General features: G+C 68.7%; 13 protein-coding genes. 3 read left to right on the forward strand and 10 right to left on the reverse strand.

The features are described 5' to 3' along the window. The first annotated feature begins 240 nt into the window (after positions 1-240). Positions 241-2,220 carry a rubber dioxygenase RoxA gene (gene roxA, locus KGD87_RS24050; protein ID WP_284662866.1) on the forward strand — a complete coding sequence of 660 codons (1,980 nt, stop codon included), beginning with the start codon at positions 241-243 and terminating at the stop codon, positions 2,218-2,220. Between the two features lie 120 nt (positions 2,221-2,340). On the opposite strand, the gene KGD87_RS24055 is transcribed toward roxA, so the two are convergent. The 10 genes from KGD87_RS24055 to KGD87_RS24100 all read right to left on the reverse strand — a co-directional run bounded on the left by KGD87_RS24055 (position 2,341) and on the right by KGD87_RS24100 (position 15,616). Then, positions 2,341-3,852, reverse strand: coding sequence for an ABC transporter substrate-binding protein (locus KGD87_RS24055; RefSeq protein ID WP_284662867.1), 1,512 nt, complete (start codon positions 3,850-3,852; stop codon positions 2,341-2,343). 332 nt (positions 3,853-4,184) lie between these two features. Beyond that, positions 4,185-5,561, reverse strand: coding sequence for an aldehyde dehydrogenase family protein (locus tag KGD87_RS24060; RefSeq protein WP_284662868.1), 1,377 nt, complete (start codon positions 5,559-5,561; stop codon positions 4,185-4,187). 23 nt (positions 5,562-5,584) lie between these two features. Next, on the reverse strand, positions 5,585-7,762 hold the full coding sequence (locus KGD87_RS24065; protein WP_284662870.1) for a 3-hydroxyacyl-CoA dehydrogenase NAD-binding domain-containing protein: 2,178 nt from the start codon (positions 7,760-7,762) through the stop codon (positions 5,585-5,587). A 40-nt stretch (positions 7,763-7,802) separates the two neighbouring features. Further along, positions 7,803-9,014 carry an acetyl-CoA C-acetyltransferase gene (locus tag KGD87_RS24070; RefSeq protein WP_284662872.1) on the reverse strand — a complete coding sequence of 404 codons (1,212 nt, stop codon included), beginning with the start codon at positions 9,012-9,014 and terminating at the stop codon, positions 7,803-7,805. A 30-nt stretch (positions 9,015-9,044) separates the two neighbouring features. Then, positions 9,045-10,193, reverse strand: a complete 1,149-nt coding sequence (locus tag KGD87_RS24075) for an acyl-CoA dehydrogenase family protein (protein ID WP_284662874.1) — start codon at positions 10,191-10,193, stop codon at positions 9,045-9,047. 9 nt (positions 10,194-10,202) lie between these two features. Beyond that, complete coding sequence (locus KGD87_RS24080; RefSeq protein WP_284662875.1) at positions 10,203-11,339, reverse strand: acyl-CoA dehydrogenase family protein; 1,137 nt, start codon at positions 11,337-11,339, stop codon at positions 10,203-10,205. A 33-nt stretch (positions 11,340-11,372) separates the two neighbouring features. After that, positions 11,373-13,211 (reverse strand): AMP-dependent synthetase/ligase, encoded by a 1,839-nt coding sequence (locus KGD87_RS24085; protein WP_284662877.1) that lies wholly within the window; start codon positions 13,209-13,211, stop codon positions 11,373-11,375. Positions 13,212-13,275: 64 nt separating this feature from the next. Beyond that, positions 13,276-14,106: an SDR family oxidoreductase gene (locus KGD87_RS24090; RefSeq protein ID WP_284662879.1), complete on the reverse strand. Its 831-nt coding sequence runs from the start codon at positions 14,104-14,106 to the stop codon at positions 13,276-13,278. After that, on the reverse strand, positions 14,103-14,777 hold the full coding sequence (locus KGD87_RS24095) for a TetR/AcrR family transcriptional regulator (RefSeq protein ID WP_284662880.1): 675 nt from the start codon (positions 14,775-14,777) through the stop codon (positions 14,103-14,105). The genes KGD87_RS24090 and KGD87_RS24095 overlap by 4 nt, the downstream gene beginning before the upstream one ends. Next, positions 14,774-15,616: an enoyl-CoA hydratase-related protein gene (locus KGD87_RS24100; RefSeq protein ID WP_284662882.1), complete on the reverse strand. Its 843-nt coding sequence runs from the start codon at positions 15,614-15,616 to the stop codon at positions 14,774-14,776. Before KGD87_RS24100 ends, KGD87_RS24095 begins: the two co-directional genes overlap by 4 nt. A gap of 213 nt (positions 15,617-15,829) precedes the next feature. Here KGD87_RS24100 and KGD87_RS24105 point away from each other — a divergent pair, with 213 nt between their 5' ends. Further along, on the forward strand, positions 15,830-16,153 hold the full coding sequence (locus KGD87_RS24105; protein ID WP_284662883.1) for a hypothetical protein: 324 nt from the start codon (positions 15,830-15,832) through the stop codon (positions 16,151-16,153). A gap of 79 nt (positions 16,154-16,232) precedes the next feature. Next, positions 16,233-16,421, forward strand: a complete 189-nt coding sequence (locus KGD87_RS24110) for a double-CXXCG motif protein (RefSeq protein WP_284662885.1) — start codon at positions 16,233-16,235, stop codon at positions 16,419-16,421. Positions 16,422-16,633 lie beyond the last annotated feature (212 nt).

The following is a 16,633-nucleotide window of genomic DNA, read 5'->3' on the forward strand; positions in this document are numbered from 1 at the left end:
TTCACCCCACTGCGTCCAACGCCGGAAGTCAGCGCGGGTGTCGACGCCATCCATCCACCCTACGCGCTCCCCACCCGCGGCCAACAGCCACCAGCCCGCACCGGGAATCCCTAACGCACTGCGTATTGTGAGCCTTCACCCGGAAGCCTACTAGTGGCTTGTTGTCATTGTGCCAATAAGCCATGGAGGGCTGCGCGCATGCGACTGCACTGGAGTCGTCGTCTGGCGTTTTCGAGTACCTTGCTCCTGACCTTGGGCGTGGCGCAGGCCGCCGCGGACCCGTTGCCGCTGTTGGACACGACGCCCCTTCGCGCGCCCTTCGCGGCGGCGTGCCAGGGGAAACCGGATTCAACACCGCTGCCGGTGGACCCACGCACCCTGGTGGTTCCCGGCGTCAACAAGCCGGGCGCCGCGGTGCAGTTCAATGCCTATTGGGTGGACCTGCACTCACCGCCGCCGCCGTTCATCTCCAACCTGCCACCCAATCCGAAGACGTGCGGCGAGTTCCGCGCGAGCGCCCACCGCGGCCGGGTGAACATCGAGACGCGCGCCTACTTCCAGCCGTTCACGACGTCGCTGGCCTACTACAACATGTATCTCCAATGGGGATACCTCTTCCGCCCCTCGGACTTCGACGAGCAGATCATCAACCGCTACGGGCTCTCGAAGGCGCCGTTCCGCAATCCCTACCCGCTGCCGTGGGAGAACCCCAACCTCACCAACGGCGGCAGCGGCCAGCTCCCGCTGGGCCTGGTGCAGGAGCGGGACTCCAATGGTCGCTTCACGGGGATGATTGCCTCCAGCTGCTCGGGCTGCCACGACTCGAAGCTGGGCAACGACCAGGAGTCCTCCTTCGTCTGGGGACGCTCCACGGACGCCAGCGATCCGGGCCTCATCCAGTCCGACATGTTCCGCTCCACCGTCGTGGGCAACGTATTCCAGATTGTGCCCGTGCCCTGGAGCGTGGGCCGCGGCATGAGCGACGCCATCGGCATCGTCGACCTGCTGCCCGCCATCTTCGACATGGACTCCCTGGCGCTGGCGCCCAGCCTGCTGGAGTACTTCCCCACGCACGCGGGTGGCATGTCCCGCGCGCCCAACTGGTGGTACCGCGCCTTCAAGACGCGCCAGTTCTGGGACGGCGCGCTCACGTCGGACAACGTCCGCTCGGAGATGGCGTTCGGCGTCGCGAACATCGGCCGCTCGGCCTCGGAGCGCCGCGCGCTCACCGCGGAGTTCGAGGACAATGACAACTTCTTCCTCTCGATGTCCCCCCCCACCTACCCCAAGCCCATCAACACCGCGCTCGCCGAGCGCGGCGCCATCCTCTTCCACGAGCGCGACCTCTGGGCCAACGGCGCCAACCCCCACATTCCGAAGACACCCGGCAACGGCTCGTGCGCGAGCTGCCACGGCGTCTACTCGCCTCGCCACGCGGCCAACCCCGCCTTCCTGCCGGACCCACGCCTCAAGGGCATCTCCGGCGTCATCACGCCCATTGAGACCATCCGGACCGACCCGGCCCGCAAGGACCTGATGGCGGACGAGCGCAAGCGCCGGGCCTGGAACACGTCCTTCCTGGCCTACAACGACATGCACCCCGACCACGGGCCCTTCTACGACGACCCCATCGTCAGCGCCCTGCGCCGCGTGCCCCGCGCCGCGTATGACCGTGGCGTGGGCCCCATCTACTCCCCAGAGGGCCCCAACATCTGGATTGAGCCGTTTGGCTACATCGCGCCGCCGCTCTACGGCGCGTGGGCCTCCGCGCCCTACTTCCACAACAGCAGCGTGCCCACCCTGTGGGACGTGCTGAAGCCGTCGGACCGCCCGAAGGTGTGGCAGCGACAGCAGACGGAGCCCAACAACCGGGGCACCAACGCCGGCTACGCCATGGACTTCGCGGCGTACGACTTCAACAAGCTCGGCTGGAAGGTGTCGCGCCTGGCCTGCGGCGACGTGCCCAGCAGGGATCCGTTCATCCCCTGCAGCCAGCACATGGCGACCATCGACATCGCCTTCGCCAACATCGCCAACCTGGTGGCCAACTACAACTCGCTGGCCTACCAGTCACCGCCGCCCATCACCCAGAAGCAGATTCGCTCGCGGATGATTTTCAACTCGCACCTCTACGGGCTCGGCAACGAAGGCCATGACTTCAACCAGTCGCTCACGGACGATGAGCGCTGGGCCATCATCGAATACATGAAGACGCTCTGACTCGACTTTCGCCAACCTGGCCCGCCGCTCAAGCCGCATGTGGGAGCGGCGGGTCCGAAGGGTGCGCGGAAAGGAGGCTGGAGAGGGAGCGGGCTCCCTCCCTCCCCAGGACTTCAGCGTCTACGGGCTGAACATGCCGGTGAGCACGCTAGCGCGGCCTCGAGGCAGCGAGCGCTTGAACGGGCTCGTCGCCAGGTTCGAGCCGGGCTGGTACCAGCTCTGGATTTCCGCGAAGTACGTCCCGCCCGCCCGCAGCACGTCCGGGGGCAGGTGCACGCTCTGGAGGTCCGTGTGGATTACCGCCACGCGCGACGCGGTGGTGGAGCCGTTGCTCGTGCCCAGCCGGTAGATGTTCACCACGTAGTTCGTGGCCGTGCCGACCGACGGCTTCGACCAGCGCAGCGAGGCGTCTGCCCCCACGCCCGTGAGGTTCTGGAACGCGCCGCGCGTGTTCACCAGGGGCGCCACCACCGGCCCGACGAGGGGCTCCACGGGCGCGGCGGTGAACGCGCTCTCCTCCTGCTCCACTCGGATGTCCACGTTCATCGTGTAGGGCGTCGCGGTCCCCAGCGCGTAGCTCTTCGTGAAGCCCGCGGTGGCGGTCGCCACCTTCTGCCACGCCGCCGGGAGCGGGTTGTTGTAGGTCATGCTCCCCGTGACGATGTCCGTCCGCTGCGAGTCAGGATTGAGCTTCACGAGGAGCGGCGGCCCGCTGATGGACGCGCCCGCCGAGCTCAGCGCGGCCGGCCGGGAGGACATCCAGATTTCGTTGTACGTGCTGACCGCGGCCGGGTTCACCTGGGTGCGCAGGGCTTCGAAGGCCGAGCGTCTCCAGTCCACCGAGAAAGTGCCGGTCGCGGCGGGCTGGGTGAAGGTTCCGCTGATGGAGTTGGGCTGCCCCTCCACCTGCGTCACGCTCGAGAGGAGCACCTTGTGCATCGCGCGGTAGGGCACGCCATTCGCGCTCGTCCGAAACCGCATCTGAGCCAGGGAGAGCAAGTCCCCACGGCTGCTATCGAGCAGGACGGGGTTGGCCATTCTGGCGTAATCGAAACTCAATCCCGAGAGCGACGTGGCGCCCGTCAGGGGGCGTCCCGTGGCGATGGAGCCCGCGTAGCCGAACGCGCCCGCATTCAACGAATACACGTCCAGATAATCCTCCGGCTGCCAGGGAGACATGCCGGTGGCGGAAACCGTCATTTGCGTGGGCTGCGAGACGAAGGTGCCATCGCGGCCCCACGCCGTGGAGCCCAGGTCGAACGTGCGGCCGGTGCTCACCAGGTAGCGCGAGCCCAGCTTCAGGTACATGCGGCCGGAAGGGACGTTCGGCACGGAGATGGTGCCGTCCGCAGAGCCCGTTCCCGGGTAGGCCGTGAACGTCCCATTCGATGAATCCCGCGTGTATGCCACCACCGACGTGGCGGACTGGTCGTAGGGCTTCGTCTCGTTGCCCGACATGGCGATGAAGGTGACCTGGCTGCTCCCGGTGACCTGGGTGGACAGGCCTTGCGTCGATTCAGAGGTCGCGTCCAGCGACGCGGAGACCTCCACCGCGTCAGCCCCGTCGAGCCCTCCGCAGCCAACCCCTGTCATGCCGACCAACAGCCCGACTGAAATCAATGACACTTTCATGGTGAAAGAAACCCTTTCGGCGACGCCATGAAGGCGCCGCGCAGGGAGATTCATACCGGATCGGTCTGACTTTTCCGGGAGCGCTTTGACTCCAACCTTCCCTCGGGACAGTGAAAGCTAGCGCGCTTGTCGGCAGGTGAGCCCGGCAACGGACTCCGCGATGACTGGCGCCATCCGCCTGGTGACTGCGTTCACCGCCGGGGGCCTGGAGCGCGTTGCGTGGTGCCATCCCCTCGCCTCCCTGCCTTGCGCCCCAGCAGCATGGCGAACGTCGAACCTGAGCGCGGGCGCCGGCCTCCTGGAGCAACCGCCAGGAGGCCACGGCCTTCGCGTCACAGGAAGCGTTTGAAGAGGTCCAGCTTCCCCGCGTAGGGCGGGTAGCGCAGCTTCATGTCCAGCAGGAAGGGCCGCTTCACCACGCCCTTGCGGTGGCTGAAGGCATCGAAGCTGGCCCGGCCGTGGTAGCCACCGGTGCCGGACTCCCCCACGCCGCCGAAGGGCAGCCCCTTGGCCGCGAAGTGGACGCATACGTCGTTGGCCACCGCGCCGCCGCTCGACGTCTCCGTGAGGACGCGCTCGTTCACCGCCGCGTCCTTGGAGAAGGTGTAGAGCGCCAGCGGCTTCGGCCTCGAGCGGACGAAGCGGATGGCCTCGTCGATGCTCGGACAGTCCACCAGCGGCAGCAGGGGCCCGAAAATCTCCTCCTGCATCAGCGGGCTGGACAGGGGCGCGTCGGTGATGACGGTGGGCGCGAAGAAGCGGCTGTCCGCGTCCCGCTCACCGCCGAAGGCCACCGCCCCGTCCCGCGCCAGCGTCGAGACGCGCTCGAAGTGCCGCGCGCTGATGATGCGGCCATAGTCGCGGCTCTCACGCACGTCCGCGCCGTAGAAGCTGGTGACGGCCTTCTGGAGCAACTCCGTGAAGCGGCCCTTGAGCTCGGGCGGAATGAGCACGTAGTCCGGGGCGATGCACGTCTGCCCGGCGTTGACGTACTTGCCCCAGGCGATGCGGCGCGCGGTGACTTCCAGGTCCGCGCTCTTGTCGATGATACAGGGGCTCTTGCCGCCCAGCTCCAGCACGGTGGGCGTCAGGTGCTTCGCGGCGGCCTCCGCCACCACCCGGCCCACCTGGGGCCCGCCGGTGAAGAAGATGAGGTCCCAGCGCTCGTCGAGCAGGGCCCGGCTCGCCTCCGCGCCGCCCTCCACGACGGCGACCACGTCCTCGGGGAAGGCCTCCCGGAGCATCCGCGCGAGCACGGCGGACGTCGCCGGGGCCAGCTCGCTGGGCTTCACCACGGCGGTGCAGCCCGCGGCGAGCGCCCCGATGAGCGGGGCAACCGCCAACTGATAGGGGTAGTTCCACGGGGAGATGATGAGCGTCACCCCCAGCGGGTCCGAGTACTGCCAGACGCGCGCGGGCTGGATGACGAGCGGCGCCGAGCCCTTGCGCGGCGCCATCCACGCCTTCACGTTCTTCAGCGCGTCCTTCAGCTCCCCGTAGATGCTGCCCACCTCCGTCAGGTAGGCCTCCTCGGGGCTCTTGGAGAGGTCCGACCGCAGGGCGGCGAGAATCTCCGCCTCGTACTTGCGTGCCACCCGTTCGAGCACCTGCAACTGCTCCCGGCGCCACGCCAGCGGCAGCGTGGCTCGGGTCTCGAAACGGGCTCGCTGCTTCTCGACGAGCGCCTTCGCGCTGGAGCCCTGCGTCATCGGACCTCTCCTTGTGTGAGCTGCTATTTCAAGAGTTCGCCTCGCTCGGCCTTCTCGATGAGCGACGCAGGAGGCTCGAAGTGCGCGCCGTAGCGCTGCGCGAGCTCACGCGCGCGGGCGATGAAGCCCCGAAGCCCACTGCCCGTCCGGCCCTCGTAGCCGTTGATGAACTGCGCCACGCCGCCCGTCCAGGCCGGGAAGCCGATGCCGAGGATGGAGCCGATGTTCGCGTCCGCGGCGGAGCGCAGCACGCCTTCATCGAAGCAGCGCACCGTGTCGATGGCCTCGGCGAACAGCATCCGCTCCTTCATGTCCTCGAAGGGGATGGTGTGGCCGGGCCTGGTGAAGTGCTGCGTCAGGCCCGCCCACAGGCCCGTGCGCTTGCCGTCCACGTAGTCGTAGAACCCGCCGCCCGTGGAGCGCCCCTTGCGCTGGTGCTGGTCAATCATCGCGTCCATCACAGCGTAGCTGCGGTGCTCCGCCCAGGGCTTGCCCTCCGCCAGGGTGGCCGCCTTCGTCTCCTGACGAATCTTGCGCGGCAGCGTCAGCGTGAGCTCGTCCACCAACTGGAGCGGGGCGGCGGGGTAGCCCGCCTGGAGGCCGGCCTGCTCGATGGAGGCGGGGGAGAGGCCCTCACCCACCATGGCGATGGCCTCGTTGAGGAAGGTGCCGATGACGCGGCTGGTGAAGAAGCCCCGGCTGTCATTGACGACGATGGGCGTCTTCCCAATCTGCACCGCGATGTCGATGGCCTTCGCGAGCGTGGCGTCGCTCGTCTTCTTGCCCGCGATGAGCTCCAGCAGCGGCATCTTGTCCACGGGGGAGAAGAAGTGCATGCCCACGAAGTCCTCCGTCCGCTTCACGCCCTCGGCGAGCACGGTGATGGGCAGCGTGGACGTGTTGGACCCGAGCACCGCGTCCGGGGCGACCACGTCCTGCACCTCCTGGAAGACCTGATGCTTGAGCTTCACATCCTCGAAGACGGCCTCGATGACGACGTCGCACCCCTTGAGGGCGGCGGCGTCCGTGGTAGGCGTGATTCGCGCCAGCAGCGCGTCCCCCTTCTCCTTCGTGGACTTGCCCTTCTGGATGGCCTTCTCCACCAGCTTCACGGAGTACTGCTTGCCCTTCTCCGCGGAGGCCTGGCTCACGTCCTTGAGCACCACGTCGATGCCGGCCTTGGCGCAGACGTAGGCGATGCCCGCGCCCATCATCCCCGCGCCCAGCACGCCCACCTTCTTCGCGGTGTACTGCGGGAAGCCCTTGGGCCGGCCGCCGCCGGAGTTGATGTGCTGCATGTCGAAGAAGAACGCCTGAATCATGTTCTTCGCGACCTGCCCGGTGACGAGCTCGGTGAAGTAGCGCGACTCCACGGTGAACGCGGTGTCCACGTCCACCTGCGTGCTCTCCACGGCCGTCGCCATGATGGCGCGGGGCGCCGGCATGTTCGCGCCCTTGAGCTGCTTGCGCAGGTTGGCGGGGAACGCGGGCAGGTTCGCCGCCAGCCCCGGAGACGACGGCGTGCCGCCCGGAATCTTGTAGCCCTTCACGTCCCACGGCTGCTGCGCGGTGGGGTTGGCCTTCACCCACGCCTTGGCCGCGGGCAGGAGCGCCTCCACGGAGTCCACCACCTCGTGGACCAGTCCGACCTCCTTCGCCTCCTGCGGGCGGTAGCGCTGGCCCTGGAGCAGCACCTTCATCAGCGCGTCCACGATGCCCAGCATCCGCACCGTGCGCACCACGCCGCCGCCACCGGGCAGCAGGCCCAGCGTGACTTCCGGCAGGCCCACCTGGGCGCCCTTCACGTCCGCGATGATGCGGCGGTGGCACGCGAGCGCAATCTCCAGCCCGCCGCCCAGCGCCGCGCCGTTGATGGCCGCGACCACCGGCTTGCCCAGCGTCTCCAGCGTGCGCAGCTGCGCCTTGATTTCCTGCCCCAGCGCGAAGGACTGCTGCGCGTCCTCCTTGCGCACCTTCAGCAGGTCCTTCAAATCCCCACCGGCGAAGAACGTCTTCTTCGCGGAGGTGAGGATGACACCGGTGAGGGTGTCCTTCTCCTTGACCAGCCGGTCCACCGTCGCGCGCATGGACTTCAGATACGCGGCGTTCATGGTGTTCGCGGACTGGTTCGGGTCATCCAACGTCAAGACGACGATGCCGTCGGCGTCCTTGTCCCAGCGGATGGTGTTCTGCTCGCTCATGGGGTTCGCTCGAATCCTGTCGAAGTATTGGAAGAGAAGCTCAGACGCGCTCGATGAGGGTGGCCACGCCCATGCCACCACCGACGCACAGGGTGATGACCGCGCGGCGCGCCTTGCGACGCTCCAGCTCGTCCACCATGGTCCCCAGAATCATCGCGCCCGTGGCGCCCAGCGGGTGCCCCATGGCGATGGCGCCGCCGTTCACGTTCAGCTTCTCGTCCGGAATGCCGAGCTCCTTCTGGTACTTGAGCACCACCGAGGCGAACGCCTCGTTGAGCTCGAACAGGTCGATGTCCTTCACCGACAGGCCGGCAATCTCCAGCAGCTTCCGGGTGGCCGGAATCGGACCGGTGAGCATGATGGTGGGGTCCGAGCCGGACGTGGCCACGGCGGCGATGCGCGCGCGCGGCGTGAGGCCCAGCGACTTGCCCACCTGCTCCGAGCCGATGAGCACCAGCGCCGCGCCGTCCACGATGCCCGACGAGTTGCCCGGCGTGTGGACGTGCTCGATGCGCTCCACGAAGTGGTACTTCTGCAGGGCCACCGCGTCGAAGCCGCCCGCCTCGCCCATGACGGCGAAGGACGGGTTGAGCTTCCCGAGCGACGCCACGGTGGAGTCCGGGCGCATCAGCTCGTCATGGTCCAGCACGGTGAGGCCGTTCTGGTCCACCACCGGGACGACGGAGTTCTTGAAGTACCCGCCGGCCCACGCCTGGGCCGCCAGGTGCTGCGAGCGGGCCGCGTAGCGGTCCACGTCCTCGCGCGTGAAGCCCTCCATGGTGGCGATGAGGTCCGCGGAGACGCCCTGCGGGACGAAGTAGGTGTCGAAGTTGGTGGCCGGGTCCATGGCCCAGGCGCCACCGTCCGAGCCCATGGGCACGCGCGACATGCTCTCCACGCCGCCCGCGATGACCAGGTGCTCCCAGCCCGAGCGCACCTGCTGGGCGGCCATGTTCACCGCCGTGAGGCCGGACGCGCAGAAGCGGTTGAGCTGCACCCCGCCCACCGTCTCCGGCAGCCCCGCCGCCAGCACCAGGGTGCGGGCGATGTCGGCGCCCTGCTCACCCACGGGCGACACGACGCCGAGCACCACGTCGTCGATGCGCTGGGGGTCCAGGTTCGGGTGACGCTGCTTGAGCGCGTCCACCAGGCCGGTGAGCAGGGAAATGGGCTTGGTGCCGTGCAGCGCGCCCTTCTTGCCCTTGCCGCGAGGGGTCCGGACGGCGTCGAAGATGAGTGCTTCCTGGCTCACGAAGAGCCTCCTTGAGACGAAGATGTGGGTCTACAGGGAACGGGCGACGAGTTCTTTCATGACCTCGTTCGCGCCGGCGAAGATTCGCAGCACACGCGTGTCCGCGAACAGGTGGGCGATGGGGTACTCCTTCATGTACCCGTAGCCCCCGAACAACTGCAAGCAACGGTCAACGACGATGCACGCCTGATCCGACACCCAATACTTGGCCATGGCCGCCGTCGTCACATCCAACCCACCCTCCAGGTGCGATACGATGCAGTCGTCGATGAAGGTGCGGCACACCCGCCGTAGCGTGGCGACCTCCGCCAGCTCGAAGCGGGTGTTCTGGAGGGCGAAGAGGGGCTTGCCGAACACCTGGCGTTGTTTCGTGTATTCGACCGTCAGGTCCATGGCCCGCTCCAGGCTGGCCATCGCGATGAGCGCCACGCTCAGCCGCTCCTGAGGGAGCTGCTGCATCATCTGGACGAAACCCCGGCCCTCCTCCCCGCCCAGCAGGTTGACGGCGGGGACCTTCAAGTCATCGAAGAACAGCTCCGTCGTGTCCTGCCCCTTGCCGCCCAGCTTCTCCAGGATGCGCCCGCGCCCGAAGCCCGGCGTCGTGTCGGAGACCTCGGCGCACAGCAGGGAGATGCCCGCATGGCCCTTCGCGTCCCCGGTGCGCACGGCGATGATGAGGAAGTCACACACGCGGCCGTTGGAGATGAAGGTCTTCGAGCCGCTCACCCGGTAGAAGTCACCGTCACGCACCGCGCGGGTGGTGATGGCCTGGAGGTCGGAGCCCGTCCCCGGCTCCGTCATGGCGATGGCGCCCACCCACTCGCCGCTGGCCAGCTTGGGCAGCCACTTCTTCTTCTGGGCCTCGGACGCGTAGGCCAGCACGTAGTGCGCGACGATGGTGCAATGCACCGAGAAGCCCATGGACGGGTCGCCCGCGCGGACCTGCGCCTCGGTGAGGACGGCCTCGTGGGCGAAGGTGCCACCGCCGCCGCCGTAGGCCTCCGGGATGGACATGCACAAGAGCCCCAACTCGCCCGCCCGGCGGTACAGCGCCTTGTCCGGGTAGCCCTGCTCCACGTGCTTGGGGACGTTGGGGAGGACTTCCTTCGTGAAGTAGCTGGCCGCGAGCGCGCGGACCTGCTCCAGCTCGGGTGAGCCCCACCGGGATGTCGCCGTCATGTCCGCCTCCTAGAGCCCGAACGTCTTGCCGATGATGTCGCGCTGGATTTCGCTGGTGCCGCCGTACACGGTGGAAATCACCGTGGCGCGCAGGTGCGACTCCATGTCGTATTCGGTCGCGTAGCCGTAGCCGCCCATCATCTGCACGCCCTCCAGCGCCACGCGCTTGGCCGTCTCCGTCGTCTTCAGCTTCGCCATCGACGCCTCGCGCGGGAGCATCCGCTCCGGGGCCTCGTCCGCCATCGCCGCCACGCGGTAGATGAGCAGCTCACAGCAATCCAGCTCCGTGGCCAGGTCCGCGATGCGGTGCTTGAGCGCCTGGAAGGAGCCAATGGCCTTGCCGAACTGCTTGCGCTCCTTCACGTAGGCCACCGCGTCGTCGAAGGCGCGCCGGCCCCGGCCCAGCATCGTGGCCGCCAGGATGAGGCGCTCGCTGTTGAGCCCCGACATCACCTGGGGCCACGCCTGGTCCACGCGGCCCACCACGGCGCTCTCCGGCAGGAAGCAGTCGGTGAAGTAGACGTCGTTGACGTCCTTGCCGTTGAGCGTGGGGATGCCGCGAATCTCCACGCCCGCCGTGTCCGTGGGGACGCAGAACAGGGTGAGGCCCTCGTGCCGGGAGCCCACCTGCGTGCGCGCCACCAGCAGCACGTGGTCCGCGAGGTGCGCGTTGGAGCACCACGTCTTCTGCCCGTTGATGATGAAGCCCCCGTCAGTCCGCTCCGCGCGGCAGGCGATGGCGGCGACGTCGGAGCCCGCGTTGGGCTCGGAGATGGCGATGGCCTCCACGCGGCCCTGGACGATGCCACCCAGCACCTTCTCGCGCTGGGCCTGCGTCCCGAACTTCGCGTAGGGCCCGGCGGCCACGGCCGTGGTGACGTAGCCGCCCACCGGCGCGAGCCCATACGCGGTGCGCTCCGCGAAGAGGCAGACCTCCGACAGGCCCCCGCCCGAGCCGCCGTACTCCGGCGAGATTCCCACGCCGAGCCAGCCCAGCTCGGCCATCTGCGCGTAGAGCGCGCGGTGGTGGAACTCAGCGCCGTGCCGGGTCAGCGCATCCCGCTGCGCGCGGGTGCCCGTCCTGTCACGGCAGAAGGCGTCGATGGCGTCGGCGAACGACGCTTGCTCCGGAGTTCTCGCATGCATGGGGGCCCAGGGGATGACGCTGCGGGTGAGACGTCAGGCGCCTTCGTAGAAGGCGGCGATGCGCGCGGCGTACTGCTTGAGAATCACGCGGCGCTTGAGCTTCAGGCTGGGCGTCAGCTCGCCTGTCACGGGCGACCAGCTCTCCGCGACCACGTCGAAGTGCTTCACCTGCTCCGCGCGGGAGAGCCGGACGTTGATGGAGGCCACCAGGGCCTCCAACTCGGCGCGGATGGCGGGCGCGTGGGTGAGCGCCTCCAGCGAGCGCGACTCCAGCTTGTGGGCCTTGGCCCAGACAGGCGCGGCGTCCGGGTCCAGGCTGATGAGCGCCGTCACGTAGGGCAGGTTGTCACCAATGGCGATGGCCTGCCCCACCAGCGGGTGCGCGCGCAGCATGCCCTCGATTCTGGACGGCGCGATGTTCTTCCCGCTGGAGGTGATGAGCAGCTCCTTCTTGCGGTCGGTGATGGTGAGGTAGCCCTCCGCGTCCACCGAGCCGACGTCGCCGGTGGCCAGCCAGCCGTCCGCGTCCGCCGCGCTCACAATCTGCCCATCCGCGGACAGGTAGCCCATGAACAGCACCGGCCCCCGGACGAAAATCTCTCCGTCGGCCGCCAGCCGCAGCTGCAGGCCGGGGATGGGCCGCCCCACCGAGCCGACGCGGAAGTCCTCGGGTGTGTTGATGGTCGCGCAGCCGGTGGTCTCACTCATGCCCCAGACCTCCAGCACCTTGAGGCCGAAGCCTCCGAGGAACTCCAGCACCTCCACGGGAATGGGCGCGGAGCCGCTGCTCGCCCAGGTAAGCGCGTCCAGGCCCAGCGCCGCCCGCAGGGGCTTGAGCACCCGCGCCTCCGCCTCGGCCGCCTTGCGCGTGAGCTCGGGTGGCACCTCCCGCCCCGAGCCCTCCATCCGGAAGACCTCCTGCAGCGCCGCGTGCGCGGCCACGACGGGCGTCCGCTGCGCAGGCTCCATCGCGTCCAGCTTCGCCTTCAGTCCCGCCGCGAGCTTCTCCCAGACGCGCGGCACGCCGAAGAAGGCCGGAGGCCGGGCCTTCGCCAAGAGCGGCATCACCCCCGCGGGGTCCGAGCAGATGTAGACGTGCAGCGCCTTGTAGAGCGAGCGGTACAGCCCCAGCTCGCGCTCGGCGATGTGCGCCAGCGGGAGATAGGCGATGGAGGTGGAGCGCATTGGCGTGGGGACCACCGCGTCCACGGCGATGGCCTCGTAGAAGGCATTGCGGTGGCTCAGCACCACGCCCTTCGGGTCACCGGTGGTGCCGGACGTGTACATCATCGCGATGGGGTCCTCGGGCCGGATGCGCTCCCAGCCGGCCTCGAAGACAGAGGCGTCTTCCTGGTGCAGCGCGCGCCCCTGGGCCTCCACCTCCGCGAAGGAGCTGAAGCGCGCGTCCCCGGTGGGAATCGCCGAGGCGTCGACGACGATGACGTGCCTGAGCGCGTCGAGCGACTCGAGCACCGGCTGCCATCGGGCGACCTCGATGCCGCCCTCCAACACGACGATGCGGGCCTGGCTCTGCTTCGCCACGTAGCCTATCTGCTCGACGCTCAGCGTCTGGTACGCGGTACAGGAGATGGCGCCCAGGTGCACGGCCGCATAGTCGATGAGCCAGTGCTCTGGCCGGCTGGACATCATGATCATCATCCGCTCGCCGCGCCGAAGCCCGAGCGCCCCCAGGCCGCGGCAGAGCGCGGCGGTCCGCTCGCGGAGCTGGGTCCAGGTGAGCGTCGTGTCGCCCGCCGTGAGCGCGGGCGAGTCCGCGTACTCGTCGGCGTTGCGCTTCAAGAGCAACGGCAGCGTGAGCTTGTTCGCCAGGGATTGGCACTGCGCTTCCAGGCCTGCGAACGACGGACGCATGGGCATCTCCTCGGCTCACCGCTTCACTGGACTGCAATGACAAACAGCGCCGGAGCGCCCTGCGTCAGGGGTCGACGTAGAGGTCGAGCAGGACGTCGGAGCCGCCACCGTAACCACTGAAGTCGGTGACACCCTCGGCGCGCAGGACGTCCTCGTCGATGAAGGCCTGCCCGGTGCAGTCGCGAGGCGAGCGCCGCAGGATGGCCATGGCCGCGTCCGCCATGATTTCAGGCGAGCGCGCCCGCTGCATCGACGCATCGCCCCCGAGCAGGTTCTGCACCGCCGCGGTGGCGATGAGCGTCCGGGGCCAGAGCGCGTTCGCGGCGATTCCAGCCTCGGCCAGCTCCGCGGCCCAGCCGAGCGTGAGCAACGTCATCCCATACTTCGCCATCGTGTACGCCGGGTGCAGCCCCAGCCAGCGCGGCGAAAGGTTGACCGGCGGGGACAGCGACAGGATGTGCGGATGCGGCGAGCGGCGCAGGTGGGGAATCGCCGCGCGCGTGAGGAGGAACGTCCCCCGGAGCTGAACCTGCTGCATCAGGTCGAAGCGCTTGAGCGGCAGCTCCTCCGTCTTCAGCGGCGCCAGGGCGCTGGCGTTGTTCACGCAGAAGTCGATGCCGCCAAAGCGCGCCACGGCCTCATCCACGGCGCGCTGCACGTCCGCTTCCTCCCGCACGTCCCCCACCACCGCGAGCGCCTGCCCCCCCGCGTCCTGGATGGCCTGCGCCGCCGTGTGCACCGTCCCGGGCAGCCGGGGGTTGGGCATGTCTGTCTTTGCCAGCAGCACGACATTGGCACCCAGCCGCCCGGCGGCGATGCCCATGGACAGCCCGATGCCACGACTGCCTCCCGACATCAGCAGCGTGCGACCCGCCAGTGTCGAGGTGGCGGTCATTGCGTGTCCTTGCCCCGCCTGGCGCCAGACTTCGCCGCGGCGCGGCCGGGCCCTGGCTGTTGGTGGAGGTGGGGGAAGACGTCGCGGACGATGGTAATCAACGCCTCGCTCAAGAGCAGGTGCGCATCCTCGCGGGACAGCGTCTCCCCTCGAATCCATTCACGGATGGTGGACTTCACCAGGCCGCCGTAGGAGCGCATCATCGCGCGGTGCCGCGCGTCGCTGCCGACCTCCACCTTGAGGCCGAGGAACTCCAGCGTCTTCGCGGCGGCCACGTCGTCGGCCTCGGCGATGATGCGCTCGACCTCCGGGTCCGCGATGCTCCCCGCGCCGGTGACGGCGACGTACGTCTTGCCGTGGGCGGCCACGGTGTCCAGGTACCACTCGACGCTGCGCTCCACCCGCTGCCGCAGGGTTCCGGTCGCGCTCACCTTCTCTTCCAGTCCGGGCATGAGCAGCATCCTCTTCACGACCTTCAAGTAGAGGTCGCGCTTCTGGCCGAAGTAGTGGTTGAGCAGTCCCCGGGCCACGCCCGCCTCCCGGGCGATGTCCGTGGTGGAGACCTCCGCGTAGGGGCGCTCGCCGAACAGCCGCGTGGCGCACTCCAGAATCTGCTCGCGGCGCTCGTCCGGCTCCAACCGCTTCCAGCGGGGCGCGTCAGCCGGGCTCATGGCGTCACCTCCCGCCACGGCAGGAACGAGGGCAAATCGTGCGCCACCGTCCGGGTGAAGCGAGGCGGCCGTTTCTGCAAGAAGGCCGTCACCCCTTCCAGCGCGTCCGCGCTCCGGCCCAGGCTGGCGATGAGCTGACTGTCCAATTGGAACGCGGGCTCCGGGGAGGGCAGCGCGCTCATCTGATAGAGCGCCTGACGGATGACGGCCACGGACACGGGGGCCGTGGTCTCCACCAGCTCCCGAGCCAGCGCCTTCGCGGCGTCCAGCACCGCGTCCGGCTCATGGAGGGAGCGGACCAGGCCCGCGCCCAGCGCCTCGTCGGCGGGAATGAGGCGGCCGCTCACCATCCAGTCGAGCGCGCGCCCCAGACCGACGATGCGGGGCAGGAACCACGACGAGCCCGCCTCCGGGTAGATGCCGCGCCGGCTGAAGACGAAGCCGAAGCGGCTGTCCTTCGCGGCCAGGCGGAAGTCGGCGGGCAGCAGCATCGTCGAGCCCACGCCCACGGCGGCGCCTCGGATGGCGGCGATGACGGGCTTGCGCATCGCGAACATCCGCCGCGTCACGCGCGTGGCGGGCTCCACCCACGCGCCCTCGGGCGGCTCCGTGTTCGTCACCTCGAGCGAGCTGCCGCTCAGGTCCGCCCCCACGCAGAAGTCCTTGCCCGCGCCGGTGAGGATGACGACGCGGACGTCCTCGTCCGCATCGGCCGCGGCGAGCCCTGCCTCGAGCTCGTCCGCCATGGTCACCGTGAATCCATTCCGCGCTTCGGGCCGGTGCAGCTCGAATGTGGCGACCCGGTTCGTCACCGAGGAGCGGAGGTGTTGGTAGGTCATGGAAGGTGCCCCGATGCTGCTGTGAGGGTGATGATGGGTGCTTATTGGCGGAGTGTCAATAGCGGGCATCATCTCTCCTGGGTGCGGACACCCTGGTGCGCGCGTCTGTAAAAAGCCGCCAGCACTGCTTTTGATGTTTTTCCCGCCTGGCTCGATACTGCGGGGTGCCGGGGCACATTTCGTGTTCCGGCCACCCGTCGTCGTGGAGTCACCATGAACCTGCTTTCGAAGACGCTGTTCGTGAGCGCCGTGGCCCTTGTCACGTTCTCCCCGCTGTCCGCGTCGGCGCTGCCTCCGGATTGTGACGTGCAGTGTGCCGACGAAGCACCCTGCTCGCTCGTTTGTGCGGTGCCTTGGGGGATGCGCGTCATCACCTGTGAGCGGTGGTTCAGCGACTACGAGCTGGGCGGCACGTGCACGCCGGACGCCCAGCTTCCTTCCGAGGAGGAGGATGAGCTGTCGTCGGTGGAGCCGCGCCAGAGCAGCATGCCCGGCATGGCGGCGGCCTGCCTGTCCGCGCCGGTGAGCGCCCGGTAACACGCGTCACCCTGGGCCCCGGCCCGCCCCGCGCATCCTGGCGTGGGGCGGGCGCCGTGACTCCCGAGAAGAGGCGTGATTGCACATCTATCAAGTCGAGGCGCCGCGACCGTCGCGCTACACGGGGAACCTGCATGCCGCGCATCGCTGGAGCCTGCCCGGACTCGCGGACTGGCCCACGCTCATCCTGGCCACCCAGCGCTTCGTGGACGCGGTCCAGCGCCTGGAGCTCGACGGCGTCACCTTCCGCCAGGTCGCGGTCCGCTGACGCACTGCCATGAGCAATCCGCTCCCTGCCTCCAGCGCGGCGCGCGAGGTGAGGACGCAGCTCACGAAGCAGCCAATTGAGAGAGCCGGGCAACATGTTCAGCCTGGATGCGGCAGCCGCCGCGCTCGGACAGGCTCGGACTCCACGGCATCCTCCCGAGGGGTAGGAGGATAGACCGCCACTGCGCGCGGCATGGGGGGGCCGCGAAGACG

The sequence above is a fragment of the Myxococcus sp. SDU36 genome, assembly GCF_030168875.1.
Classification (GTDB): Bacteria; Myxococcota; Myxococcia; order Myxococcales; family Myxococcaceae; genus Myxococcus; species Myxococcus vastator.